The following is a 24,097-nucleotide window of genomic DNA, read 5'->3' as shown; positions in this document are numbered from 1 at the left end:
TGGACACCCCCGAGCCGATCGGGTTCCATCGGCGGCCGTCGACCACTTTACGGCCTTGAAATCGACTGTTATCTTTTTGCCAATCTTGCAGAGAACTTTCAACACCCTCGCACGTCACACCGGTGGCGCGACCGGATCGCCCCACCTCGCATCGTCCCACCCGTCCCCCCACGTCACGTCGGTTCCGCGCCCCCGTCCGGAGAAGATCATGTCCGTACCGCAAGCCTCGCGTGCCCGAGCCACCCTCGCCGCCCTGCTCTGCGCCGCGCTGGCCGCCGTCGCCGTGCCCCTGGTCACCGCGCCCGCACCGGCCGTCGCGGGCATCGACACCCGCACCCTCGGCGCCCGTTACGACAGCGCCGGGTCGCGGATCACGTTCCGGGTCCACTCGTCCGCCGCCACCCGAATGACGGTCAATCTCTACGCCGCACCTACCGGCACCCAGGAGAACGCCAGTCACCTGCTCACCAGGGATGCCGCCGGCACGTTCGCCGTCACCGTCGACGTCGCCGCACTGCGCAGCGCGGGCATCACCGGCACCGTGTACTACGGCTACCGCGCCTGGGGGCCGAACTGGCCGTACAGCGCCGCCTGGACGAAGGGTTCCTCGGCCGGGTTCATCGCCGACGTGGACGCCGCCGGTAACCGGTTCAACCCCAACAAGCTTCTGCTCGACCCGTACGCCCGGGAGATCAGCCACGACCCGCTCCGGCCCGGCATGACCACCTCGACGGTGTACGCCTCCGGCCCGACGTACCGGGCTGTCGACAGCGGCCCGCACGCGGCGAAGGGCGTCGTCCTGCCCACGACCACGCCCGCCTTCGGCACCAAGCCGGGCCGGGCCCTGAAGGACGACGTCATCTACGAGGTACACCTGCGCGGGTTGACCCGCAACGACCCGTCGGTGCCGGCCGCCTACCGGGGCACCTACCGGGGCGCGGGGCTGAAGGCCGGCTACCTCGCCTCGCTCGGGGTGACCGCGGTGGAGTTCCTGCCGTTGCAGGAGACCCAGAACGACACCAACGACGTCGATCCGACCGGCACCGCAGGCGACAACTACTGGGGCTACATGACCCTCAACTACTTCGCCCCGGACCGTCGGTACGCCTACGACCGCTCGCCAGGGGGACCGACGCGGGAGTTCCAGCAGATGGTGAAGGCGTTCCACGACGCCGGGATCAAGGTGCTGGTCGACGTGGTCTACAACCACACCGGCGAGAACGGGGTCTACAGCGCGGGCGGGTCGTCCGTGTACGACGTCTTCTCCTGGCGCGGGCTGGACAATCCCACCTACTACTCGCTCACCGCCGACCGGCAGTCCTCCTGGGACAACACCGGAGTCGGTGGAAACTACAACAGTTACCACCCCGTCGCCCAGGATCTCATCGTCGACTCGCTGGCGTACTGGAAGGACGTCCTCGGGGTCGACGGCTTCCGGCACGACCTCGCCTCGGTGCTCGGCAACACCTGCCAGCACGGTTGCTTCTCGTACAGCCGGACCGACCCGAACACCGCACTCAACCGGATCACCCGGGAGATGCCGCCCCGACCGGCCGGCGGTGGCGCGGGCGTCGACTGGATCGCCGAGCCGTGGGCGATCGGCAACGGAACCTACCAGGTGGGTAACTTCCCGGCCGGGTGGGCGGAGTGGAACGGGCGGTACCGGGACACGCTACGCCGCGACCAGAACAAGCTCGGCGTGGACGTGGTCACCCCGGGCCAACTCGCCGACCGGTTCGCCGGCTCCTCCGACCTGTACGGCGACGACGGGCGAAAGCCTTGGCACTCGGTGAACTTCATGGTCGCCCACGACGGGTTCACCCTGGCCGACTTGTACGCCTGCAACGGCAAGAACAACAACCAGGCATGGCCGTACGGGCCGTCGGACGGCGGCAGCGACGACAACATCTCCTGGGACCACGGCGGGGTGGCCGCCGACCAGCGTCGGGCGGCCCGCAACGGGCACGCGTTCCTGATGCTGTCGGCCGGCACCCCGATGGTCACCGGCGGCGACGAAACCCTGCGCGGGCTGCGCTGCAACAACAACCCCTACAACCTGGACTCGTCGGCGAACTGGCTGGGCTGGAGCCCGACCACCGACCAGACCACCTTCCGGACCTTCGCCTCGCGGCTGGCCGCCTTCCGCCACGCGCACCCGGCGCTACGGCCTGCCAACTTCTACTCCGCCGTTGACGCCAACGGCAACGGGCTCGCCCAGCTGGCCTGGTTCACGCCGGCCGGCACCAGCCCGGACGGTGCGTACTGGGGCGACGCGGGCAACCACGCGCTCGGCTGGCGGATCGACGGCACCGAGTTCGGCGACCCGGCATCGGCGATCTACGTCGGCTACAACGGCTGGTCCGGGGATGTGCACTTCACCCTCCCGTCCCCGGGAGCCGGGAAGCGCTGGTACCGGGTCACCGACACCGCCACCTGGGCGGAGGGCGTCGACCAGGTCGCCGCACCCGGGTCGGAGACGCTGATCGGCGGACAGGGCACCGGCTATCTGCTGCGCGGTCGCAGCCTGCTGCTCCTGGTCGCCCGCTGATCCACGAGGCGTTCAGTGCCCGTGACCGCAGGTGGCCGCCTCAGGCAGGACTCCTCGCCCACGCCGCGTCTGCGCCCGCACCGAACGAGGACGTGCACGACGAGTCAAGCGGCGTCAGCGTGAAGCACGAAGGCCTCCTGGTTGCCGGAGCGGTCCCTGGAGGGCTCCACTCCACAACCGGAGGCCTTCGTCATCACGTCCGTCTACGTCGTGTCGTCAGACGATCTCAACAAGCCGCTCTGGCAGGGCAGCTAGCAGATGGGGACGCCAGGTAGCTGTGACGCCGGGTGGTCGATGAAGATGTTGGTGATGTAGCCGTTCTGGTCCCGCAGCCGGGACCACCAGTTGTTCGTGTAGCCCTCGGCGGAGACCCAGTCGCCCTGCTTCTGGCACAGCACGTGGACGAGGGTGGGGCCAGCCAGGCTGGTTACGGTCGGGGAGGAGAGGTACGCGTCGGCGCGCACCCGCACGCCCGAGCCCCAGGTCCAGAAGGCGGTACCGCCACCGCAGCCGTTGTCGCTGGTCAGGTACTTCTGGTGGTACGAGCCGGGGTACGGCGCGAGGGAGACCCCGTTGATCCTGATGGTCTGGCCGACGCCGTTGTAGAGCTGCTCGTAGTGGATGTGCGCGCCGGAGGAGTTGCCGGTGCTGCCGGTGGTGCCGATCTGCTGTCCCGTGTTCACCCACGCGCCGCTGCCGACGGAGTACGCGGCGAGGTGGAAGTAGTAGGTCTTCCAGCCGCCACCGTGGTCGATGACGATGTAGTTGCCGGCGCCGCTGGACTGGTAGTGGCGGGTCGCGGTGCCGGGGGCGGAGGCGAGCACCGGGGTGCCGGCGGTGCCGCCGCCGTCGGCGCGGACGAAGTCGAGGGCAAGTCGCACCTCGGCGCTGTGGTGGCTGTACGTCCACCGCTGGCCGCAGGGGTACGGCGCCTTGAAGTTCGGGGCCGCCTGGGCGGGTGAGGCGACGAAGAGCGTGGCGGTCAGCGCTGTGGCGAGGGCGGCCACGAGCGTGACGAGGGATCTGAATGATCGCACGGTCCATCCTTGGGGGCCGGGGATAGAACACCTTCGATGCGCGCAGTACCGAGATCGTAGGCAGTGCTTTGATCTATGTAAATATCTACCCGGGAAGAACGGCCTACGGCAGTTTTCCTGCGGCCACCGTCACGGTCCCGGAGCGGCCCGGGCTCCCCGTCGGACGCGGCGCACGATGGCCCCCCGCTCATGCGCCCTCTTCGGAGGACCCCGTGGGCCGCCCCGGTCAGGCAACGTCCCTACGCTGGGGCAGGACGATGGCCAGTAGCGCGGCGGCGAGCGCGTAGGCGATCAGCAGCCCGGCGCCGGCCGGCGGGGTGAGGAGCTGCGGTGCGGCCCCGGCCGCGTCCTGGGCCACCTGGGTGAGCGCGGCGAAATTGGTCAGCGCGGCGGTGACGCCGCCGGGCACGAACGGGTAAGCCGTGTTCACCTGCCGGAGACGGGCCGACACCCCGGCAGCCGCCGGTCGGGATCGGGTGCGTGGTGATGAGGATTTGCCCGAACGACCGTCGCCCCGACGATGCGGCTACTCGAAGCAGCCCGGGTCTCCGGCCCCGTAACGCAGGATCTCGGGCTCGGGTTGCGACAGGTCGACCACGGTGGTCGGCTCCTTTCCACAGTCGCCCGCGTCGATCACCGCGTCGAGGAGATGGTCCAGCCGTTCCTTGATCTCCCACCCCTGGGTCATCGGCTCGTCCTCGCCAGGCAGCATCAGTGTGCTCGACACCAACGGCTCGCCGAGTTCGGCCAGCAGCGCCTGGACGACCGTGTGCCTGGGGACCCGTACGCCCACCGTGCGCTTCCTGGGATGCAACAGCCGGCGCGGCACCTCGCGGGTCGCCGGCAGGATGAAGGTGTAGCTGCCCGGGGTGCACGCCTTCACCATCCGGAAGACCGAGTTGCTGACGTGCACGAACTGGCCGAGTTGGGCGAAGTCACGGCACACCAGAGTGAAGTGATGCCGTTCGTCCAGCCGACGGATCTCCCGGATCCGATCGAGGCCGGAGCGGTTGCCCGGCTGGCAGCCGAACGCGAAGCACGAGTCCGTCGGGTAGGCGATCAAGCCGCCGTCGCGGATCAGGTCGACGACCTGCCGGAGGACCCGGGGCTGTGGGTTGTCCGGGTGCACGTCGTAGTACCTCGCCATACGCCCGAGACTAGGTGTTGCCCGGACGACGCGCCTCCCCCAGTTCTGGTACGGCCACCTCGACGCGTCGCCGCGGTTCGCACGATCACGGGGGCCACGGCGGCGTCGCGGCGGTCAGCACGGTCGCCGCCGCGGCGAGGCCGAGGAGGCAGGTCAGGGCCGCGACGCCGGCCATCCAGCCCGCCCCCGGGGTGACGACCGTCGGCCCCGGTGGCACCGGCTTCCCGCGCGCCGTCGTGGCGGGCCGCCGCCCGATGGTGCGGCGCGACGGGACGCACCGGGCGAGGGCGACCGCGACCGCGCAGAGCGCCGGCGCCGCCACGGCCGGATAGGCCCAGCCGCCGAGCAGCGGCGTGAGCAGGCGCGCGCCGACGGCACCGGCGACCAGGAACGCCGCCGCGGTGCGCCGCCAGGCCAGCGTGGTCCGCTCGAGTTGCAGGCCAGGGTCGCCGTCCAGGGGCGGCGGCGTCACGGGGCGCCCTGTCGACGCCGATCGGTCCCCATGCCGGGGCGCGGTGGCGCGGCTCACCGGACGAGGCGCGTCGCGGGGCGCGGTGGCGCGGCTCACCGGACGAGGCCGAGCAGGATCAGCCCGGCCGCCGCGACCAGGCCCAGGCCGAGCGGCATCGCCAGCGCGGGAGGCGGCAGGCTCCGACCGAGGCGCAGCGCCGCCTCCGTACGCAGCCAGCCGAGCCACGCCTGCACCGGCGCCGCGGCGCCGAGCACGATCAGGACGACGGCCGCCGCCCGGCGCAGCCCGGGCGCGATGGGCAGGGCGAGCGCCTCCAGGGCGATCCCGGCCGCGAAGAGGGCCAGCGAGGTGCGGATCCAGGCCAGGAAGGTCCGCTCGTTCGCGAGGCTGAACCGGGGGTCGGGGTCGACGCCGGTGTCGAAGACCCGGCCGGGCCACCGGCGTCGCCGGTCCGTCCGCGACAAGGTGTCGTCGGTGTCGACTACCACAGGGCGGTCACTCCCTTTCCGACGGCGATGACGCTGCCGATCAACGCCAGGCCGATGACCGACCGCCGGGCATGCTCCTCCGGCAGCCAGCGGGACAGGACCTGACCTGCGGCGATGCCGACCGCCATCGCCATGCCACAGGCCAGCAGCAGGGGCCAGGACAGCCTCGGCGTGCCCTTGGCGGCCAGCGACAGCACGTTGGTCACCAGGCCGACGAGCTGCACGGTCGGCACGAAGCTGCGCTGGCCCCAGTCGGTGCTCACCGCGTAGACGGCCAGGGGCGGCCCGCCGGTGCCCGCGGTGGTGTTGAAGAACCCCGAGGTGAAGCCCGAGAGCACCGGCCCGCCTCGGCGGCGCAGGAACCGCAGCGGGTTGCCCCGGGCGACCCAGGCGACGGAGACCGCCGTGATCGAGCCGACGCCGATGAGCAGCAGCGGTCCGGGCAGGGACGCCACCACCCAGGCGCCGAGGGGGACGGCCACCACGACGCCGACGATCATCTCCACGGCCAGCCGGCCGTGCAGGGCCCGGAAGGTCGAGGCCAGGACGACGAGGTTGATCGCGGCGGAGAGCAGGTTCGCCAGCACGACCCCGGTGAACGGGCCGAGGATGATGACCAGGAACGGCGCCGCGACCAGCGCGAAGCCGAGCCCGGTGACCCGCTGCATGGCCGCCCCGAGGGCGACCGCGACCACCGCGAGGGCGGCGCCGAGGAGGGCCACCGTCAGCGGGACACGGCGTCGTCAACCACGTCGCAGAGGCGGCGCAGCCGGTCCACGGAGATGGTCCGCAGGTCGTCGGCCATCGTCGGGCTGCCGACGACCGACGCCCAGATGGCCCGGCCCGCGAGGAAGCCCGACGCGCCGGCCTGGCAGGCGAGGCGGACGGCGTCGGGGAAGAGCTCGGCGGGTACGCCGGAGGACAGCACCACCCAGGGCCCGGCGATGGACTCGCTCAGCCGGGCGCAGCCGGCGACGATCTCCGCGGGGGCGCCCTGCCCGGCGGTGGGGACCTCGGCCTTGTAGAGGTCGGCGCCGCGCGAGCCGAGTTCCCTGGCGGCGGCGAGGATGCCGGCGTCGTGGTCGAATGCGCCGCCCTGGCGGGGGGCGCGGGACACCGGCTCGATGATGCTGACGAGTCCGTTGTCGCGGCACCGCCGCACGAAGTCCGTCACCAGGGCGATCCGGGGGGCGGGGTCCTCGTCGGGGCGCCAGAGCACGAGCAGCTTGAGCGCCTTGGCGCCCTGGGCGCGTACGGCGGCGGGGTCGACGTCGTCGTCGATGGCGACGTCGGCGACGAACTCGGTGTCGCTGGCGGTGAAGCGGTCGGCGGCGGCGATCAGGGCGCACTCGGGGGCGACGGCCTCCTGCGCGATGACGGCGTCCCAGCCGAACTGCTTGTCGACGAGGATCGCCGAGGCGTACGGGCTCAGCGCGCGGGCGGCCGCGACCTTGAAGTCGGTGATCTGCGCGTCGGTGACCGGCTGGCTCTGGTGGGCGGCGAACATCGCCCGCAGGGCCTCCCGCTGGTCGACGGCGAGCATGGCGTAGCCGCCGGAGGGGCGGGCCAGGACGGTGGGCGACACGGTGGCGACGGTCATGGTACCTCCCAGATTTACCAAAGGACGTTGGCAACCTACCATCGGATGGTAGAAAAATAACATCCCTAGGTTGCTCTAAACTCTCCACCGAGCCCCGTGGGGTGACATCCGGCAGGAGGGCCCGGCGTGAGCGTGCAGACGTCCCGTTACGAGAGCGCCCCCCGGCGCCGCACGCAGATCATGGCGGCGCTGCGGCGGGCGGGCTTCCTCTCCGTGGCGGAGCTCAGCGCCCAGCTCGGCGTCTCGCAGATGACCGTCCGCCGCGACCTGCGTCAGCTCGCGGAGTCTCACGAGGTGACCCTCGTGCACGGCGGGGTCAGCCTGCCGCCGGGCGGCGTCGCCGGTCCCGGCTTCGCCTCCCGGGCCCAGACCCACACCCAGGCGAAACTGGCCATCGGGGCGGCCGCCGCCCGCCTGGTGCAGCCCGGCGACACCGTCGGCATCGACAGCGGGACCACCGCCGCCGAGGTGGCGCACGCCCTGCCCGCCGAGTTCGAGGGGTGCGTGGTCACGCACTCGGTGCCGGTGCTGGGGCACATGCTGTCGCGGCCGCGCGCCCGGGTGATCGGGATCGGCGGCGAGCTGCTGCACGACAACCAGGCGCTGGTCGGCTTCGCCGCCCTCGACCTGACCCGCCGCCTGCGGATCCGGATGCTGTTCCTCGGTGCCGGCGCGGTCGACGAGCGCGGGGTCTACGTGCGCTCGGAGATCGAGCTCAGCGCCAAGCACGCCCTGATGGAGATCGCCGACGAGATCGTCCTGGTGGTCGACGCGAGCAAGTTGACCTCCACCGCTCCGGTGCAGGTCTGCGGGCTCGACCGGATCGACAGCATGGTCGTCGACGCGCCGCTGCCCGAGGCGGTCGCGACGGCCGTACGGCGCAACGGCATCCGCGTCATCACCGCCTGACCCTTCCCGTCCCGGCCCGCCACCCGCCGCGCGGTCCGCAACGGCCTCAACCTCACCGAGCGCGGGCTTCGACGCCGGGGCGCCTCCCACCGCATCGCGCGGTGACGCGTCCCGTTGCGGTGCGCGTCGTCCTTTTTCGCCCTGCCCGCCCGCCGCCGGGTCGTCCCAGTTTTGTTTCCAGCCCTTGACGGGCCGGTGAACGGCGGCTAGAACTGCATGCAGTTCTTCACAAGTGTGAGAGAGGCCTCATGGGACTCAGCGGAGATCTACGGCACGCCCCGGACGCGGCCGACCAGGCCGGCCCCGCAGGCCGCCCGGTGGACACCGTGCGGCTGCCCGACGTCCCCGTCGCCGACGTGCGCTGCCGGGTGTTCCGCGCCCGGCCCGCCGAGCAGATCGCGATGTCCTTCGCCCCCCTGACCCACCGCGTGATGGTGCTGGTCGAGGTCGAGCTGGCCGACGGTTCGGTCGGCGTCGGCGAGAGCTGGGCCAACTACCCGTCCTGGGCCTGGCGCGAGCGCGTCGCCACGATCAGGGAGGGCGTGGCGCCGCTGCTGCTCGGCGCGCGGCCGGTCGACCCCGCCGGGACGCAACGGGCGCTGATGGCGAAGCTGGGCCCGCTGGGCCGCCAGTGGGGCGCCCCCGGCCCGATCCACCAGGCGGTGAGCGCTGTCGACATCGCGCTGTGGGACCTGGCCGCCCGGCACGCCGGACGGAGTCTGGCGTCGCTGCTCACCACGCACCCCCGCACCGAGCTGCCCGTCTACGGCTCCAGCCTCGGTCCCGACGGGGTCGCGGAGACCGCCGCACAGTGTGCGGCGCTCGGGCTGACCGCCGTGAAGGTCAAGGTCGGCTTCGGCCGCGACCGGGACCTGGCCAACGTCCGCGCCGCACGACACGTCCTCGGCGACCGGACGCAGATCTTCGCCGACGCCAACCAGGCGTGGTCACTGCCCGAGGCGCTGCGGATGCTGCCGGCGCTGGCCGACCTGGGTGTCGCCTGGGTCGAGGAGCCGCTCGCGGGCGACCGCCCGGAGGAACTGGACGAACTCGGCGCCCGCACCGGCATGCCCCTGGCCACCGGCGAGAACCTCTACGGCGCCGCGGCCTTCACCCCGTACCTGCGGGGCAGCGGCGTCACCATCCTGCAACCGGACCTGACCAAGGTCGGCGGGATCAGCGAGTACCTGACGGTGCTCGCAGCCGCCGAGGCCGCCGGCAAGACCGTCAACCCGCATCTGTACAACGGCGCGATCGCGACCGCCGCGACCGTGCAGGTGGCCGCCAGCAGCGCGGCGACGTCCCTCGTCGAGTGGGACGTCCGTTCTAACCCGCTGCGCCGGGCCGCCGACGAGTTCCTGACCGCACGCGGCACGGTCACCGTGCCCCACCGCCCCGGTCTCGGTATCGACCTCGATCCGGACCAGCTCGACCCGTACGAGGAGCAGCAGTCTTGACATCCTCCCCCCGCCTAAAGGCGGGGGACTCCCACCCTCACGGGTTGGGGTTCCTGGTTCACGGCAGACCGCACGGAAGGAGGTCCCTCGTGTCTCACGTCCGCTCCGCAGGCGTTTTGCGTCTCGACCAGCCCGGCCGCGACGGCGATGTTCTTGGCGGCGTTGACGTCCCGGTCATGCCGGGTGCCGCAACTCGGACACGTCCAATAGCGTGTGCCGAGAGAAAGCTCGGCGAGCAAATGCCCGCACGCCGAACACGTCTTACTCGATGGATACCAGCGGTCAACGACGGCGAGGGCGCGGCCGTCGCGGTACGCCTTGTAGGCGAGCAGAGTGCGGAACTCGGCCCAGCCGGTACGGGAGATGGCCTTGGCCAGGGACCGGTTGCGGACCATGTTCGCCACCGCCAGATCCTCCACGGCGATGGCGGAAAACCGGCGCACCAGGGCCGTGGACTGCTGGTGCAGGAAATCCCGGCGGGCGTCGCGTACCCGCGAATGCGCACGGGCCACCCTTTGCTTGGCCTTGGCGCGGTTGGCCGAGCCCCTCTGTCGGCGGGCCATTATCCGCTGGTAGCGCCTCAACCGCCGTTCCCGGCGCTCCATGTGCCTCGGATGCGGGATGCGCTCGCCGGTGGACAGCACCGCGAAATCGGTCAGGCCGAGGTCCACGCCCACCACCTCGCCCGTCGGTTCGGGTGCGGTGGGTGTGTCGACGTCGACGGCGAGAGTCACGAACCAGCGGCCGTCCGGGTCACGCGACACCGTCACCATCGTCGGAGCCAACCCAGCCGGGTCGATGTTCGGCCACGACCACACGAACCGCAGCACACCGGGTGTCTTTCCCAGCGACAGGTTCCCGCCGCGCAGGCGGAACGCCGACCGGGTGAAACTCGCGGACTGGCGGCCGTGCCGCGATTTGTACCGCGGATACCGGGCCCGCTTGGCGAAGAAGGCGGTCATGGCGGTGTGCTGGTGCCGCAGGGTCTGCTGCAGCGGCACCGACGACACCTCACCCAGAAACGTCAGGTCGGGCTGCTTCTTCATTTCGGTCAGCGCCCGATCCGTCTCCGCGTACGAGGTCGATTTGCCCTCAGCGTGGTAGCGGGCCTGGCGGGCAGCGAGGGTGCGGTTCCAGACGACGCGTACACACCCGAACGTGCGGTTCAGCACCGCCGTCTGCTCCGGCGTCGGGTACGCCCGACACCTGTACACCGTTCGCACAGGACCAGTCTTACCAGAAAGGACAGTCATGGCTGACAGCGCATTCGCCATTCCTTCCCGCCCTGAAGGATGGGCCATCCTGGCGGTGATCTGGTGACCGATTCCCCGATCGTCGACGAGGTCCTGGCAACCCGGAGCGCGGTGCGCATCGGCGGCCGGGCGGTCCCCGACGCCGCCACGCGGGCACCCGCGCTGCCCGTCGTCGACCCGTCCACCGGTACGGCCTTCGCCGAGGTCGCCACGGGTGGCCCGGCCGACGCCGCCGACGCGCTCACCGCCGCCACCGCCGCGCTGCCGGCCTGGGCGGCCACCCCGGTGACGCGGCGCGCCGCCGCCCTGCGGGCCATCGCCGACGACATCGAGGCCCTGGCCACCCGAGCGGACTGGGCCGCGCTGATCACCCGGGAGACCGGCAAGCGGCTGGCCGAGTCCACCGCCGAGCTGGGGCTGACCGTGACGTACTTCCGGGTCATGGCCGACCTCGTCGAACGGCAGGACGAGCAGCGGCTGACGGTGGTGCCGCAGCACGAGCACCGGGTCGCCGCCCGGCCGGTCGGGATCGCGGCCGTGCTCACCCCGTGGAACTTCCCGGTCTCGATCCCCGCCCGGAAGATCGCCCCGGCGCTCGCCGCCGGCTGCCCCGTGCTGTTCAAGCCCTCCGAGCTGGCTCCCCTGTCGTCGATGGTGCTCGCCGCGGTGTGCGAGCGGCACCTGCCCGACGGGGTGCTCGGCACCGTGCTCGGCACCCCGGCCGACGTGGTCTCCCCGTGGCTCGAGGCCCCGGCGGTGCGGGCGGTCTCGTTCACCGGGTCGACCCGGGTCGGTCGCCTGGTCGCCGCCCAGGCGGCGCCGCGGTTCCTGCGTACCGTCATGGAGCTCGGTGGTTGCGCGCCGTTCGTCGTCCTCCCGGACGCCGACCCGCAGGCCGCGGCGCAGACGCTGATGGTGGCCAAGTACCGCAACAACGGCCAGTCCTGCATCGCGGCGAACCAGATCCTGGTCGCCCGGGAGGTGGCCGGCGACTTCGTCGAGGCCTTCGTCGCGGCCAGCCGCGCCCTGCGCGTCGGCGACCCCCGGGACCCCGGCACCGACATCGGCCCGCTCGCCCCGGCCGGCGACCCGGCGCGCATGGCCGACCTGGTCGACGAGGCCGTCGCCAAGGGCGCCCGTGCCGTCGCACCGGGCGGCGCGGCACCGGCCGCCGGGCACTACGCCACCCCGACCGTGCTGCTCGACGCGCCCGTGGACAGCCGCGCCATGACCGGCGAGATCTTCGGACCGGTCGCGCCGGTGCACGTCTACGACGACCTCGACGAGGCGCTGGCGGTGCACCACGCCACGGGCTACGGGCTCGCCGGCTACGTGTGCGGCACGGACCTGGACGCCGCGCGGGCGGTGGCCAACCGGCTGCACGCCGGCATCGTCGGGATCAACACGGGCACACCGAACACGCCGTGGGTGCCGTTCGGCGGACTCGGCGACTCGGGCATCGGCTACGAGGGCGGCCGGCCGGGCCTGGAGGCGTTCCAGACCTACCTCAGCGTCGCCTCCCGGCCGGCGGGGGCCTGAGCCTCATGCGCCTGCTCATCGGCCAGACCGGCGCGCCGACCGCCGTCGTCAACGCGAGCCTGCGCGGCTTCCTGGAGGGCGCCGACGGACACGAGGTCCTCGCCCTGCGTGGGGGCCCCGACGGCCTCGTCGACGGCCGGCTCACCCCGGTCGCCCTCGCCGACGTCCCGCCCGCGTGGACCAGCCGCGGCGGGTCCTGGCTCGGCGCCGGCCGCCGGGCGGTCACCGGCGACGACCTCGACGCGGCGGTCGCGACACTCGCCGCGCACCGCGTCGACGGGGTCGCGCTGATCGGCGGCAACGGCACGATGGCGCTGCTGCGGGCCCTCACCGAACGCGCCGAGCAGGCCGGGTTGCCCCTGTGCACCGCCGGCATCCCCAAGACCGTCGACAACGACCTGGTCGGCGTCGACCACTGCCCCGGCTTCGGCTCCGCCGCGCGCTACCTGACCCGGGTCGTGCCCGACCTCGCCCGCGACCACGCGGCGATGCGGGCGATCGAGCCGGTGCGCATCGTGGAGACCCTGGGCCGGTCGGTGGGCTGGCTGGCGCTGGCCGCGACGTGGCACCGGGAGGACCCGGCCCACGCGCCGCACCTCGTCCTGCTGCCGGAGGTGCCGTTCGACCGGGCGGACTTCCTGCGCCGGGTCGCCGACGCCATCGACGCGCACGGTCGCGCGTTCGTGGTGACCAGCGAGGGCGCCGCCCGCGAGCTGACCGACGAGCCCTTCGAGGCGGCCAACCACACCCGGATCCTGCTGGGCGGGGTGTCCCGCCGGCTCGCCGCGCTGGTCACCGCCGAACTCGGGGTCGCCGCCCGCGGCGAGGTCCTCGGCATGGTGCAGCGCTCGGCGGGCGCCCTGGCCGGCGACGTCGACCGCCGGGAGGCGGCCGAGGCCGGACGGCAGGCCGCGCGGCTGCTCGCGGACGGGCGCAGCGGGCTCATGGTCGGCCTGCACCGCGTCGGCACCGAGCCCTACACCGCCGGGTACGACCCGGTGCCGCTGGCCGAGGTCGCCGGTCTGACCCGACCGGTGCCCGAGCGGTGGCGTACGACCGATCCCGCCGACCTCGACGACTTCCACGACTGGCTCTCCCCTCTCATCGCCTGAGTGACCCCTCCATCGAAAGGCAGGCACATGCGGCACAGGTACCTGAGCGCGGCGCTCGCCCTGGCCCTGGTCGGCGGCCTCACCGCCGGCTGCGGCTCGGACTCCGCCGGCTCCGCCAACGAGATCAACCTCATCATGTCCAACCACCCCTGGCAGCGGGCCATCGAACCGTTGATCGACGACTTCGAGAAGGAGTCGGGCGTCACGGTGAAGGTCCAGACGTTCGCCGAGCAGCAGATGCGCGACAAGGTGCAGCTCAACCTCCAGTCGCGCAGCTCCTCGATGGACGTGTTCATGACGCTGCCCTCCCGCGAGGGCCCGCAGTTCGCCAAGTCCAACTACTACGAGCCGCTCGACGAGCACGTCAGCAAGGCGGGCGCGGACTACGCCGTCGACGACTTCCCGACCGCCGTGCGGGCCGGCATGACCGTGGACGACAAGCTGATCGCGGCGCCGATCAACGTCGAGGGCGTGGTGCTGTACTACCGCACCGACCTGTTCGACAAGTACGGCGTCACGCCGCCGAAGACGCTCGACGAGCTGACCACCGCCGCCGCGACGATCAAGCAGAAGTCCGGCGGCAGCGTCACCCCCATCGCGTTGCGCGGACAGTCCGCGGCGCTGCCGTTCACCTTCGGGCCGTTCCTGCACTCGCAGGGCGTGAGCTGGACCAAGCCCGACGGCACGCCCAACTTCGACGACCCCAAGGCGGTCGAGGCGATCAACCGCTACGCCACCCTGGCCCGCGACTACGGCCCGCCCGGCGTCGTCAACAACACCTTCACCCAGTCCTCGGCCCTCTTCGCCGCCGGCAACGCCGCCATGGAGCTGGAGTCGAGCAACGAGGTCAGCAGCATCATCGACCCCAAGACCTCCAAGGTCGCCGACAAGATCGGCGTCCTCGACTTCCCGGCCGGCGCCGCCGGCTCGAAGACCACCGTGCTCTCCTGGGGCCTGGCGGTCTCCTCGTTCTCGAAGAACAAGGACGCCGCCTGGAAGTTCGTGCAGTGGGCCACCAGCGCGAAGACCCAGCTGGAGCTGACCAAGTCCGGCATCGCCCCGCCGCGCACCTCGGTCAGCGAGGACCCCGCCTACACCGCCACCCTCAACACCGAGACGCTCAAGCAGTGGAACACGGTGCTGGCGAAGGCGCAGACCGACGGTGACACCGAGGTCGGCCCGGTGGGCGTCGCGGCCGCCGAGATGCGCAAGGTCATCGGCGACGCGGTGGGCACGGTCATCCTCGGCCGGGCGAGCGCCGAGGAAGCGGCCAAGCAGATCCAGGACGGCCTCACCCCGCTGCTGGCGAAGAACCGCGAGTAGGAGCCTCATGAGCACCGACACGATGACGACACGCCCGACCGGCTCCCGCCCCGCCGCCGCGGGGCGGGGGGCGGGGCGCCGGCCGAGGAGGACGGTGCATCCGACGGCCCGGGGAATCTGGCCCTTCGTGGTGCCGGCCGCGGTGGTCACCGCCCTGCTGGTCCTGCTGCCGATCGCGTACACCGTCTGGTTGTCGGTGACCGACCGGCTCTCCGACGGTACGAACGCGGGCTTCCTCGGGTTCGACAACTACGCCCGGATGTTCGCCGACCCGGCCTTCTACAACTCCCTGAAGGTGACGCTCTTCCTCTTCGTGGTGTGCCTCGCCGTGGAGACCGTGCTGGGCCTCGCGCTCGGCTACGTGATGAGCCTCGACGTGCCGGGTCGGCGCGTCTTCCAGGGCATGATGCTCATCCCGGCGATCACCGCGTCGGTGGCGGTCGGCCTGCTCTGGCTGCTGATCATGGATCCGTCGCTGGGGGCGGCCAACGAGCTGCTGGCCGTCGTCGGGATCGACCCCGTGGTCTGGCTCGGCGACCCGTCGATCGCGCCCTGGTCGATCGCGCTGGTGGACATCTGGCAGTGGACGCCGTTCATGGCGCTGATCATCTCCGCGGGCATCCGGTCGCTGCCGGAGGAGCCGTTCGAGGCGGCGGCCATCGACGGGGCCAGCGGCTGGCGTACGGCGTGGAACATCGGTCTGCCCCTGCTGCGGCCGGTGCTCATCGTCGCGATGCTGCTGCGCACGGTCGACCTGGTCCGGTTCTTCGACACCATCTACATCATGACCCAGGGCGGGCCGGTCGACTCGACGAACAGCCTCAACGTGTACGGCTACAACGAGGCGTTCATCGACCAGGAACCCAGCTACGCCGCCACCCTGCAGATCGCCCTGCTGGTGCTCGTCGTGCTGATCGCCGCCGTCTTCACCCTGGTACGAAGGAGGACCGCGAAATGAGCGCGGGCAAGCGGCTGGTCGGCGTCTACACCGCGTACTTCCTGTTCGCCGTGGTCTTCTTCGGCCCGGTGCTGTTCATGCTCTGGTCGTCGCTGCGGCGCAACGTCGACATCACCGGTTCCCTGTTCGACGTGGCCTCGCCGCTGACGCTGGAGAACTTCACCAACCTGTTCGAGCGGTTCGAGTTCGGCCGCTACATCGCCAACAGCTTCATCGTCGCCGGCGGCTCCACCCTGCTCGGCCTGGTGCTGGGTGCCCCGGCCGCGTACGTGATCGTCCGGCGGCAGCTGAACACGCTGGGCTTCGTCACCCTGCTCGCCCGGATGGCGCCCGGCGTCCTGTTCGTCCTTCCGCTGTTCGTGCTCTCCATCCGCATCGACGCCCCGTCGAACACCGGGCTCAACTACGCCCTGCTCGTCGTGGCGCACCTCATCGTCACCCTGCCGCTGTGCATCTGGCTGCTGATCCCGTTCTTCGAGGAGATCCCGATCAGCATCGAGGAGTCCACGCTCATCGACGGGGCCTCCACCTGGCAGCGGTTCCGCCTGGTGGTGCTGCCGCTGGCCCTGCCCGGCGTCTCGGTGGCACTGACGCTCAGCTTCGTCTTCTCCTGGAACTACTTCCTGTTCGCCCTGGCGCTCGCCAACGACCGGACGCTGCCGCTGACGGTCATCGCCTTCAACTTCATCGGCCAGGGATCGAACGACTTCGGCGGTCTGATGGCCGCCAGCACGCTCATCTCAGCGCCGGCCCTGCTGCTGACGATCTTCGCGCAGCGGTGGCTGGTGCGTGGAATCACCGGAGGTGCCGTCAAGTGACGACCACCAGTGTCCGTGCCCGCTTCCTGGGCGACGGTCGGATCGACTTCGAGCGGGCCACGCTCGGCCCGGTCGCGGACGGGCAGGTACGCGTCCGCGTCGACGTCTGCGCCCTCTGCGGCTCGGACAAGCGGCTGCTGCGGTCGGGGTCGCCCGTGGTGCCGGGACACGAGATCGCCGGCACCGTGAGCGACGTCGGCGCGGACGTCGCCGTGCCCGTCGGGACGCGCGGCATCGTCTACATCCCGGTCTTCTGCGGTACGTGCCGCCGCTGCGTCGCCGGGCGCACCAACCAGTGCCTGCACCTGCGGGAGCTGATCGGCTGGCAGCGCGACGGCGGGTTCGCCGAGCACGTCGACGTGCCCGCCCGCTGCCTGCTGCCGGTGCCCGACGACGTGCCGCTGGACACGGCGGTGCTGGGCCTGGACACCGTCGGCACCGCCGCGCACGCCCTGCGGCTGTGGCAGCGCACCCAACCCGACGGCGTGGACCGGGCGCTGGTCATCGGCGCCGGACCGTTGGGCCTCGGCGTCATCGCCGTGGCCGGCGCCTTCGGCGTCGGCGCGGTCGACGCCTTCGACCCGCACGAGGGTCGCCTGTCCACCGCCGTCGAGCTGGGCGCCCGCGCCGCGGGCGACCTGGCGGCGGAGAACCAGTACGACCTCGTGGTCGAGGTCAGCGGCGCCGCCGCTGCCCGGGAGACCGCGCAACGGGTGGTCGCGCCCGGCGGCGCGGTGATCGCCCTCGGCGAGTCCGACGAGCCCTACACGATGCCCGCGACGCCCCGCTGGCGGCGCACCGACTGCTACACGGTGCGTTCCTTCTACTTCCCGACCAGCGAGGTCGAGGCGAACTGGGACCTGCTGCGCGGCCATGGCGCCGCGCTGCGGGACCGGTTGACGGTGCCGGTGACCCTCGCCGAACTGCCCGACGCCTTCGCCCGCTTCGTCGCCGGCGACTACTTCAAACCCTGCATCGTGTCGGAGGACCCCCGATGAACCAGCCGCAGCACCTGCTCATCCTCGCGGTCGACCAGCGTCCCTGGCTCACCCAGGCGCTCTACGGCCACACCGGCACCGCCACGCGCGGCCAACGCGCGGCGATCGCCGACGGCAAGCACATGGTGGTGGAGGGGCTCCTCGCGGCGCTCGCCGACGAGCCGGGGCTGGCCGCGCACGCCGGCATCCTCGTCGACGCGACGCTCGGCCCCGGCGTGGCCGAGCGGGCGCACGCCAACGGCGTGACCGTGAGCATGCCGCTGGAACGCGGCGGCTGCGAGATCTACGAGACCGAACCGGCCGACCTGAAGTCCCACCTGGAGCACCACCGGCCCGAGCTGCCCAAGGTCCTGGTCCGCTACAACGTCGAGGGCGACGTCGACGGCAACCGGGTCCAGCGCGCCCGGCTGGCCGAGGTCTCCGCGGCGGTGCGTGACGCCGGTGGCCGTTTCCTGTTCGAGATGCTCGTGCCACCCACGCCCGCGCAGCTGGACGCCGTCGGCGGCGACCCGGGACGGTTCGAGCGGGAACTGCGGCCCGCCCTGGTGCACCGCGCGATGACCGAGCTGCTCGACGAGGTGCCGGTGGACGTCTGGAAGCTGGAGCACCTCGACCGGCGGGAGCACTACCGCACCGCGGCCCGGATCGCGGCCGAGGCCGGCGGCGAGTGCATCCTGCTCGGCGCCAACGCGCCGGCGGCACGGGTCGAGGGGTGGCTCGCCGACGCCGCCGCCGCCGGATTCACCGGCTTCGCTATCGGGCGTAGCATCTGGTGGGACGCGCTGCGCGGGCTGCTCGCCGGGGACCTGGCCCGCCCTCAGGCGGTGGCGGCGGTCGCCGCGAACTATCGCGGATTCGCCGCCGCGTTCCTCGCCGCGGTGCCGGTCGGGCCCGAGCCACACGAGTGAGGACGCCAGTGACGCCACCTTCCATGCCCCGGCCCCCCGCCGCGACGCTGCCGGCGCCCGCGCAGGAAGCGGATCCCCAGACCGGTGAGCGGGTCGGCGAGCTGCTCTACCGGACGCTGCGCGACCGGATCATCTCGGGCGAGCTGCGGCCCGGCACCCGGCTGAGCGTCCCGGCGCTGGCCGAGGAGTTCCGGGTGAGTCGCAGCCCCGTGCGCGACGCGGTGATCCGCCTGGTGCAGGACGAGCTGGCGCGCGAGACCCTCAACCGCGGTGCGGTGGTCGCCCGCATCGAGGGAGAGGAGCTGGTCAGTCTCTACGAGGCCCGTGAGGCCCTGGAGTGGGCGGTGGCCCGGCTGGCCGCGCAGCGGTACAGCCCGGCGCTGCGCCGCCGCCTGCTGGCCCTGCTCACCGAGCACCGGCAGGTGGCGGCGGACGGCGACTTCGCCCGCCACATCGAACTCGACGCCGCGTTCCACCGGGAGATCCGGCAGGCCGCGCAGAGTCCCGTGCTGACCCGGATGCTCGACGGTGTCCAGAGTCGAGTGCTGATCGCGATGCGTTCGACCAGCCTCACCGGAGGCATGGCCCAGGCCGTCGCCGACCACCAGGCCATCTTCGAGGCGCTCTGCTCGGGTGACCCCGACGCCGCGGGCGAGGCCGCCCGGGCGCACATCCGACGACTCAAGGAGCTGCTGCGTGCCACTTACTGACACCGGCACGATCACCGCCGTCCGGTGCCACGGTCCGGGCGACGTACGCGTCGAGCGCCTGCCCGCGCGCGCCCCGGGCCCCGGTGAGGTGACCATCGAGCCCCTGGCCGTCGGGGTCTGCGGCACGGACAGCCACATCGTCGGCGGCAGCTTCCCCGCGGCCTCGCCGGTCGTGCTGGGCCACGAGGTCTGCGGGCGGGTACGGGAGGTGGGCGCCGGGGTCGACCGGCTCACGCCCGGCGACCTGGTGACGGTCGAGCCGCACGACTACTGCACCGCCTGCGCGTACTGTCGGCTGGGGCAGGAGCACCTCTGCGACGCCAAGCGGGGCTACGGCGTGCGGCTCGACGGCGGGATGACCGAGCGCATGGTGGTGCCGGCGCGGATCGCGTACCGGCTGCCGCCGGCCACGCCGCCGTGGATCGGGGCCCTCACCGAGCCGCTCGCGTGCTGCATCCACGGCATGGACCAGCTCGCGCCCCGCTCCGGCCTGCCCGTGCTCGTCTACGGCGCCGGCCCGGCGGGCGCGATGATGGTGGCGCTGGCCCGCTCCCGCGGGCTCGCCCCCGTCGTGGTGATGGATCCCCGCCCGGACCGCCGCGACCTCGCGCTGCGCATGGGGGCCGACGCCGCCCTCGACCCGGGCGACCCGGCCAGCGAGGCGGCGGCCCGGGCCCTGACCGGCGGCCTCGGCTTCCCGTACGTCGTCGACGCCGTCGGCTCGGCGCGCCTGCTGGAGTCCGCGATCGGCATGGCCAGCCGGGGTGGCCGGATCCTGATCTTCGGTGTCGCCCGGCCGGACGAGGAGGCGCGGGTGCGCCCCAACGAGGTCTTCGCGCGCGAGCTGACCATCGTGGGGGCGGTCATCAACCCGTACACCCATCACCGTGCGGTGGGCATGCTGCCGACGCTCGGCCTGGACCGGCTGCGGCCGGCGTTCTTTCCGCTGGAGGAGGTCTCGCAGGCGCTCGCGGCGCAGGCCGGCGGGCGGGCCGACAAGGTCTTCGTCGCCCCGCGCGGGGCCGACGCCGCCCGCGGGTAGCGCCGGGGGTTCCGGCCCGCCCACCCGGTGCGGCGCCACCGTGGCCGGGTCCCACGGCGGCGCCGCACGGCGTCGACGACTTTTGCCCGTCCGAACGAAAGTTCAGACGATCTCGCATAAACATCTAGACATTTAGATTTAAGAATCATAGTGTTGCCTCACCAGGCAGCGGCGTGCCAGGCCAACCATCAGGACATGACAACGATGTCCGTTCGATGTCCCGGGCCCGCCGCTGAGCCCGAGCGCCGCGCGACGACGTACGTCGTTGTCCCGCTCCCCTGGAGGAGAAGAATGCTCGGACCGTCCCGACGAGCACGCGCGTCCATCGCGAGCGCCCTCACCGCCGTCCTGGCCGTCGCCGGCCTGTGGCTGTCCCCGCCGAGTGCGGGTGCGGCTCCCCCGCCGCAGGAACCCGGTGTCACCCTGCGCGTCTTCGACCTGCAGGTGCCGCTGGAGAAACTCTGCACCCTCAAGGCCGGCCAGACGCCAAACGTCGACAAGCTCATGCCGACGATCAACTGGACGACCGCGGCCGACTTCGGCATCGAGGACCAGTTCCTGGTCCACGTCCTCGGCAACGTCAACGTCACCCAGGCCGGGCGCTACACCTTCCGGCTCATCAGCGACGACGGGTCACGCCTGCTGATCGACGACACGCTGATCGTCGACCACGACGGCGCGCACGGCCCGGCGCCGAAGGACGGTGCGGTCGACCTGACCGCCGGATACCACTCCCTGCGCATCGAGCACTTCGAGCGTACGGGCGGCCAGCAGCTCACGTTGCAGTGGCAGCCCCCGGGCTCCGGCTCGTTCGTCGACGTGCCGAACTCGGCGCTGAGCACCGACGCCGGCGTCGTCCGGGTGACCGCACCCGGCCGCAAGGAGTGCGAAGCCAGTGGCGACTCCCCCGGCGACGGGCTGCCGCTCACCTCGGTGCACCCGAACTACACCCTGACCGACCTGCGCCCGAGCGGCTTCCAGCCGCAGGTCACCGGCTTCGACTGGTTCCCCGACGGCCGCCTGGCCGTGGCCACCTGGGGTGGCTCCCTGACCAGCGTGGGCGAGGTGTGGATCCTGGGCAACGTCACCGGCGCCACCAGCCCCGCCCAGGTGACCCGGCAGCGGGTGGCGAGCGGGCTGCAGGAGCCGATGGGCATCAAGATCGTCGACGGCAAGATCTACGTCGCGGAGAAGGCGAAGCTCACCGAACTCAACGACACCAACGGCGACGGGGTGACCGACCAGTACCGCACCGTGGCCACCTGGCCGTTCGGCAACAACTTCCACGAGTTCGGGTTCGGCCTGCTGTACCGGGACGGGTACTTCTACCTGAACCTCTCGGTGTCCATCAACTACGGCGGGGCCACGACCGACCCGCAACCGGCCCCGAACCGGGGCACGACCATCAGGGTGAACCGGAGCACCGGCGCGGTCGACTACGTGGCCGGCGGCCTGCGTACCCCGCACGGCATCGGCTGGGGCCCCGAGGGTGACATCTTCGTCACCGACAACCAGGGTGGCTGGCTGCCGTCGTCGAAGCTCGTGCACGTCAAGCAGGGCCGCTTCTTCAACCACTACATGAACCCGCCCGGGCCGTTCGACGACAACCCGGTCGTCCAGCCGGTCCTCTGGATGCCGCAGAACGAGATCGGCAACTCGCCCAGCACCCCGGTCATGCTGACCCAGGGCCCCTTCGCCGGGCAGATGGTCATCGGCGACGTGACCTACGGCGGGCTGCAGCGCGCCTACCTGGAGAAGGTCAACGGCGAGTACCAGGGCGCGCTGTTCCGGATGACCCAGGGCCTGGAGGCGGGGGTGTCCGAGGTGAGCGTCGGCCCCGACGGCGCCATCTACACCGGCGGCCTGCACGGCGGCGGCAACTGGGGGCAGGACGGCAAGCTCAGCTACGGCCTGCAGAAGATCGCCCCGAACGGCGTCAACCACTTCGACATGCGGGCGATGCGGGCGCTGCCCAACGGCTTCGAGATCGAGTACACCCAGCCGCTGTCCGCGGCCACCGCCACGGCACTGGCCACCAAGTACCGGGTGAAGCAGTGGCGCTACGTGGCGACGGCCGCGTACGGCGGGCCGAAGATCGACGAGGAGAGCCTGCCGGTCTCGTCGGCCACCCTGTCGCAGGACGGCAGGACGGTCACGCTCGTGATCAACGGCCTCAAGGCCGGCCGGGTGGTGCACGTCCGATCGCCCCGGCCGTTCGCGGCCAGCAACGGCCAGTCGCTGTGGAGCACCGAGGCGTGGTACACGCTCAACGCTATCCCGGGTCAGCAGCCGCCCGTCAACCTCGCGCTGGGCAGGGCGGCGACCGCCGACAGCTCCTGCTCGGCCACCGAGCGCCCGGCCAAGGCCGTCAACGGAACGGTCACCAGCGGCAACCTCGACAAGTGGTGTTCGACGGGCACGAACAAGTGGCTGCGGGTCGACCTCGGCGCCACCCAGAGCGTCAGCCGGTTCGTCGTCAAGCACGCCGGCGCCGGCGGGGAGAACACCGCCTGGAACACCCGCGACTTCACCATCCAGACCAGCACCGACGGCACGACGTGGACGACGACGACCACCGTCACCGCCAACACCGCCAGCACCACCACCCACGACATCTCCCCCACCCAGGCCAGACACGTCCGACTCACCGTCACCAAGCCCACCAGCACCACCGACAACGCGGCTCGGATCTACGAGTTCGAGGCCTACGGTGGGCAGGTCGCCACCGAGAACCTGGCGCTGGGCAGGGCGGCGACGGCCGACAGCTCCTGCTCGGCCACCGAGGGCCCGGCGAAGGCCGTGAACGGCAGCGTGACCGGCGGCAACAGCGACAAGTGGTGCTCGTCGGGCACGAGCAAGTGGCTGCGGGTCGACCTCGGCGCCACCCAGAGCGTCAGCCGGTTCGTCGTCAAGCACGCCGGCGCCGGCGGCGAGGACACCGCCTGGAACACCCGCGACTTCACCATCCAGACCAGCACCGACGGCACGACGTGGACGACGACGACCACCGTCACCGCCAACACCGCCAGCACCACCACCCACGACATCTCCCCCACCCAGGCCAGATACGTCCGACTCACCGTCACCAAGCCCACCAGCACCACCGACAACGCGGCCCGCATCTACGAGTTCGAGGCGCACGGCTCCGGAGTCGACACCGGCCGGGTCACGCTCCTCGACGGGTCCAGCCTCGACAACTTCGAGTCCACCAACGGCACCCCGGCGACGTGGCCGCTGGCCAAGGGCGGGGTGGAGGTCCTCGGCGGCGACATCCGCAGCAAACGGAGCTTCGGTGACTTCCGGCTGCACGTCGAGTTCTGGCTGCCCAACCTCCCGCCGGACGTCACCGGCCAGGCCCGCGCGAACAGCGGCATCTACCTGCAGGACCGCTACGAGCTCCAGGTCCTGGACTCCTTCGGCGACACCACCCCGGCCAACGACGAGGGTGGCGCCATCTACGGAAAGATCGCGCCGTCGGTCAACGCGGCCACCGCGCCGGAGACGTGGCAGACCTACGACGTCACCTTCCGGGCGGCCCGCTTCGACAGCGCCGGGGTCAAGACGGAGAACGCCCGGGTCACGGTCGTGTGGAACGGCGTCACCGTCCACGACAACGCGGTGATCAACGGGCCCACGGGCAACGGTGCCCCGGAGGGCCCCTCCGTGGGGCCGATCCGGCTGCAGGACCACGGTGACCCCGGCCTCAACGTCCACTACCGCAACATCTGGGTCGAACCGATCCGCTGACCGCGGCACCGAGGGGACGACGACCGCGCGG

20 protein-coding genes and 1 pseudogene are annotated in these 24,097 nt (G+C 71.9%); 13 read left to right on the top strand and 8 right to left on the bottom strand.

The window, feature by feature from the left end; genetic code table 11:
• Positions 1–208: 208 nt before the first annotated feature.
• Positions 209–2,548, top strand: a complete 2,340-nt coding sequence (locus ACSNN9_RS06745) for an alpha-amylase family glycosyl hydrolase (protein WP_436671862.1) — start codon at positions 209–211, stop codon at positions 2,546–2,548.
• A 494-nt stretch (positions 2,549–3,042) separates the two neighbouring features.
• On the opposite strand, the pseudogene ACSNN9_RS06740 reads toward ACSNN9_RS06745, so the two are convergent.
• From ACSNN9_RS06740 to ACSNN9_RS06710, 7 genes and pseudogenes are all read right to left on the bottom strand, one after another.
• Positions 3,043–3,534 (bottom strand): annotated as a pseudogene (locus tag ACSNN9_RS06740) (M23 family metallopeptidase); the annotation flags it as partial.
• A gap of 277 nt (positions 3,535–3,811) precedes the next feature.
• Positions 3,812–4,015 (bottom strand): hypothetical protein, encoded by a 204-nt coding sequence (locus ACSNN9_RS06735; RefSeq protein ID WP_436671861.1) that lies wholly within the window; start codon positions 4,013–4,015, stop codon positions 3,812–3,814.
• Positions 4,016–4,111: 96 nt separating this feature from the next.
• Positions 4,112–4,732, bottom strand: a complete 621-nt coding sequence (locus ACSNN9_RS06730; RefSeq protein WP_436671860.1) for an L-threonylcarbamoyladenylate synthase — start codon at positions 4,730–4,732, stop codon at positions 4,112–4,114.
• Positions 4,733–4,817: 85 nt separating this feature from the next.
• The gene (locus tag ACSNN9_RS06725) at positions 4,818–5,204 is read right to left on the bottom strand and encodes a DUF202 domain-containing protein (RefSeq protein WP_436671858.1); all 387 of its coding nucleotides are present in this window, start codon (positions 5,202–5,204) and stop codon (positions 4,818–4,820) included.
• 92 nt (positions 5,205–5,296) lie between these two features.
• Positions 5,297–5,692 carry a YidH family protein gene (locus tag ACSNN9_RS06720; protein ID WP_436671857.1) on the bottom strand — a complete coding sequence of 132 codons (396 nt, stop codon included), beginning with the start codon at positions 5,690–5,692 and terminating at the stop codon, positions 5,297–5,299.
• Entirely contained in the window at positions 5,686–6,414 is a 729-nt protein-coding gene (locus tag ACSNN9_RS06715; protein WP_436671855.1) for a TSUP family transporter, read from the bottom strand. Before ACSNN9_RS06715 ends, ACSNN9_RS06720 begins: the two co-directional genes overlap by 7 nt.
• A 2-nt stretch (positions 6,415–6,416) precedes the next feature.
• Entirely contained in the window at positions 6,417–7,292 is an 876-nt protein-coding gene (locus ACSNN9_RS06710; protein ID WP_436671854.1) for a hypothetical protein, read from the bottom strand.
• A 126-nt stretch (positions 7,293–7,418) separates the two neighbouring features.
• Here ACSNN9_RS06710 and ACSNN9_RS06705 point away from each other — a divergent pair, with 126 nt between their 5' ends.
• Positions 7,419–8,201 (top strand): DeoR/GlpR family DNA-binding transcription regulator, encoded by a 783-nt coding sequence (locus tag ACSNN9_RS06705; RefSeq protein ID WP_358086290.1) that lies wholly within the window; start codon positions 7,419–7,421, stop codon positions 8,199–8,201.
• A 248-nt stretch (positions 8,202–8,449) separates the two neighbouring features.
• On the top strand, positions 8,450–9,658 hold the full coding sequence (locus tag ACSNN9_RS06700; protein WP_436671853.1) for a mandelate racemase/muconate lactonizing enzyme family protein: 1,209 nt from the start codon (positions 8,450–8,452) through the stop codon (positions 9,656–9,658).
• 14 nt (positions 9,659–9,672) lie between these two features.
• Here the strand turns inward: ACSNN9_RS06700 and ACSNN9_RS06695 are convergent, their stop codons facing one another.
• The gene (locus ACSNN9_RS06695; RefSeq protein ID WP_436671893.1) at positions 9,673–10,911 is read right to left on the bottom strand and encodes an RNA-guided endonuclease InsQ/TnpB family protein; all 1,239 of its coding nucleotides are present in this window, start codon (positions 10,909–10,911) and stop codon (positions 9,673–9,675) included.
• A 63-nt stretch (positions 10,912–10,974) separates the two neighbouring features.
• Between ACSNN9_RS06695 and ACSNN9_RS06690 the strand changes: the two genes are divergently transcribed.
• From ACSNN9_RS06690 to ACSNN9_RS06645, 10 genes are all read left to right on the top strand, one after another.
• The gene (locus ACSNN9_RS06690) at positions 10,975–12,450 is read left to right on the top strand and encodes an aldehyde dehydrogenase family protein (protein WP_436671851.1); all 1,476 of its coding nucleotides are present in this window, start codon (positions 10,975–10,977) and stop codon (positions 12,448–12,450) included.
• Between the two features lie 5 nt (positions 12,451–12,455).
• Complete coding sequence (locus ACSNN9_RS06685; protein WP_436671848.1) at positions 12,456–13,562, top strand: diphosphate--fructose-6-phosphate 1-phosphotransferase; 1,107 nt, start codon at positions 12,456–12,458, stop codon at positions 13,560–13,562.
• Positions 13,563–13,589: 27 nt separating this feature from the next.
• Positions 13,590–14,885 (top strand): ABC transporter substrate-binding protein, encoded by a 1,296-nt coding sequence (locus tag ACSNN9_RS06680; protein ID WP_436671846.1) that lies wholly within the window; start codon positions 13,590–13,592, stop codon positions 14,883–14,885.
• Positions 14,886–14,979: 94 nt separating this feature from the next.
• Positions 14,980–15,843 (top strand): carbohydrate ABC transporter permease, encoded by an 864-nt coding sequence (locus tag ACSNN9_RS06675; protein WP_436671844.1) that lies wholly within the window; start codon positions 14,980–14,982, stop codon positions 15,841–15,843.
• Positions 15,840–16,661 carry a carbohydrate ABC transporter permease gene (locus ACSNN9_RS06670; protein WP_436671841.1) on the top strand — a complete coding sequence of 274 codons (822 nt, stop codon included), beginning with the start codon at positions 15,840–15,842 and terminating at the stop codon, positions 16,659–16,661. Before ACSNN9_RS06675 ends, ACSNN9_RS06670 begins: the two co-directional genes overlap by 4 nt.
• Complete coding sequence (locus ACSNN9_RS06665; protein WP_436671840.1) at positions 16,658–17,659, top strand: alcohol dehydrogenase catalytic domain-containing protein; 1,002 nt, start codon at positions 16,658–16,660, stop codon at positions 17,657–17,659. Before ACSNN9_RS06670 ends, ACSNN9_RS06665 begins: the two co-directional genes overlap by 4 nt.
• On the top strand, positions 17,656–18,567 hold the full coding sequence (locus ACSNN9_RS06660; protein ID WP_436671838.1) for a 2-deoxy-5-keto-D-gluconate 6-phosphate aldolase domain-containing protein: 912 nt from the start codon (positions 17,656–17,658) through the stop codon (positions 18,565–18,567). Before ACSNN9_RS06665 ends, ACSNN9_RS06660 begins: the two co-directional genes overlap by 4 nt.
• A 23-nt stretch (positions 18,568–18,590) precedes the next feature.
• Positions 18,591–19,277: a GntR family transcriptional regulator gene (locus ACSNN9_RS06655; protein WP_436671836.1), complete on the top strand. Its 687-nt coding sequence runs from the start codon at positions 18,591–18,593 to the stop codon at positions 19,275–19,277.
• Positions 19,264–20,319: an alcohol dehydrogenase catalytic domain-containing protein gene (locus tag ACSNN9_RS06650; RefSeq protein ID WP_436671834.1), complete on the top strand. Its 1,056-nt coding sequence runs from the start codon at positions 19,264–19,266 to the stop codon at positions 20,317–20,319. Before ACSNN9_RS06655 ends, ACSNN9_RS06650 begins: the two co-directional genes overlap by 14 nt.
• A 291-nt stretch (positions 20,320–20,610) precedes the next feature.
• Positions 20,611–24,066 (top strand): discoidin domain-containing protein, encoded by a 3,456-nt coding sequence (locus ACSNN9_RS06645; protein WP_436671832.1) that lies wholly within the window; start codon positions 20,611–20,613, stop codon positions 24,064–24,066.
• Positions 24,067–24,097 lie beyond the last annotated feature (31 nt).

The sequence above is a fragment of the Micromonospora sp. URMC 107 genome (assembly GCF_051386315.1).
In the GTDB taxonomy this organism is placed as follows: Bacteria; Actinomycetota; Actinomycetes; order Mycobacteriales; family Micromonosporaceae; genus Micromonospora.
This window is presented reverse-complemented; position numbering and strand designations above follow the sequence as displayed.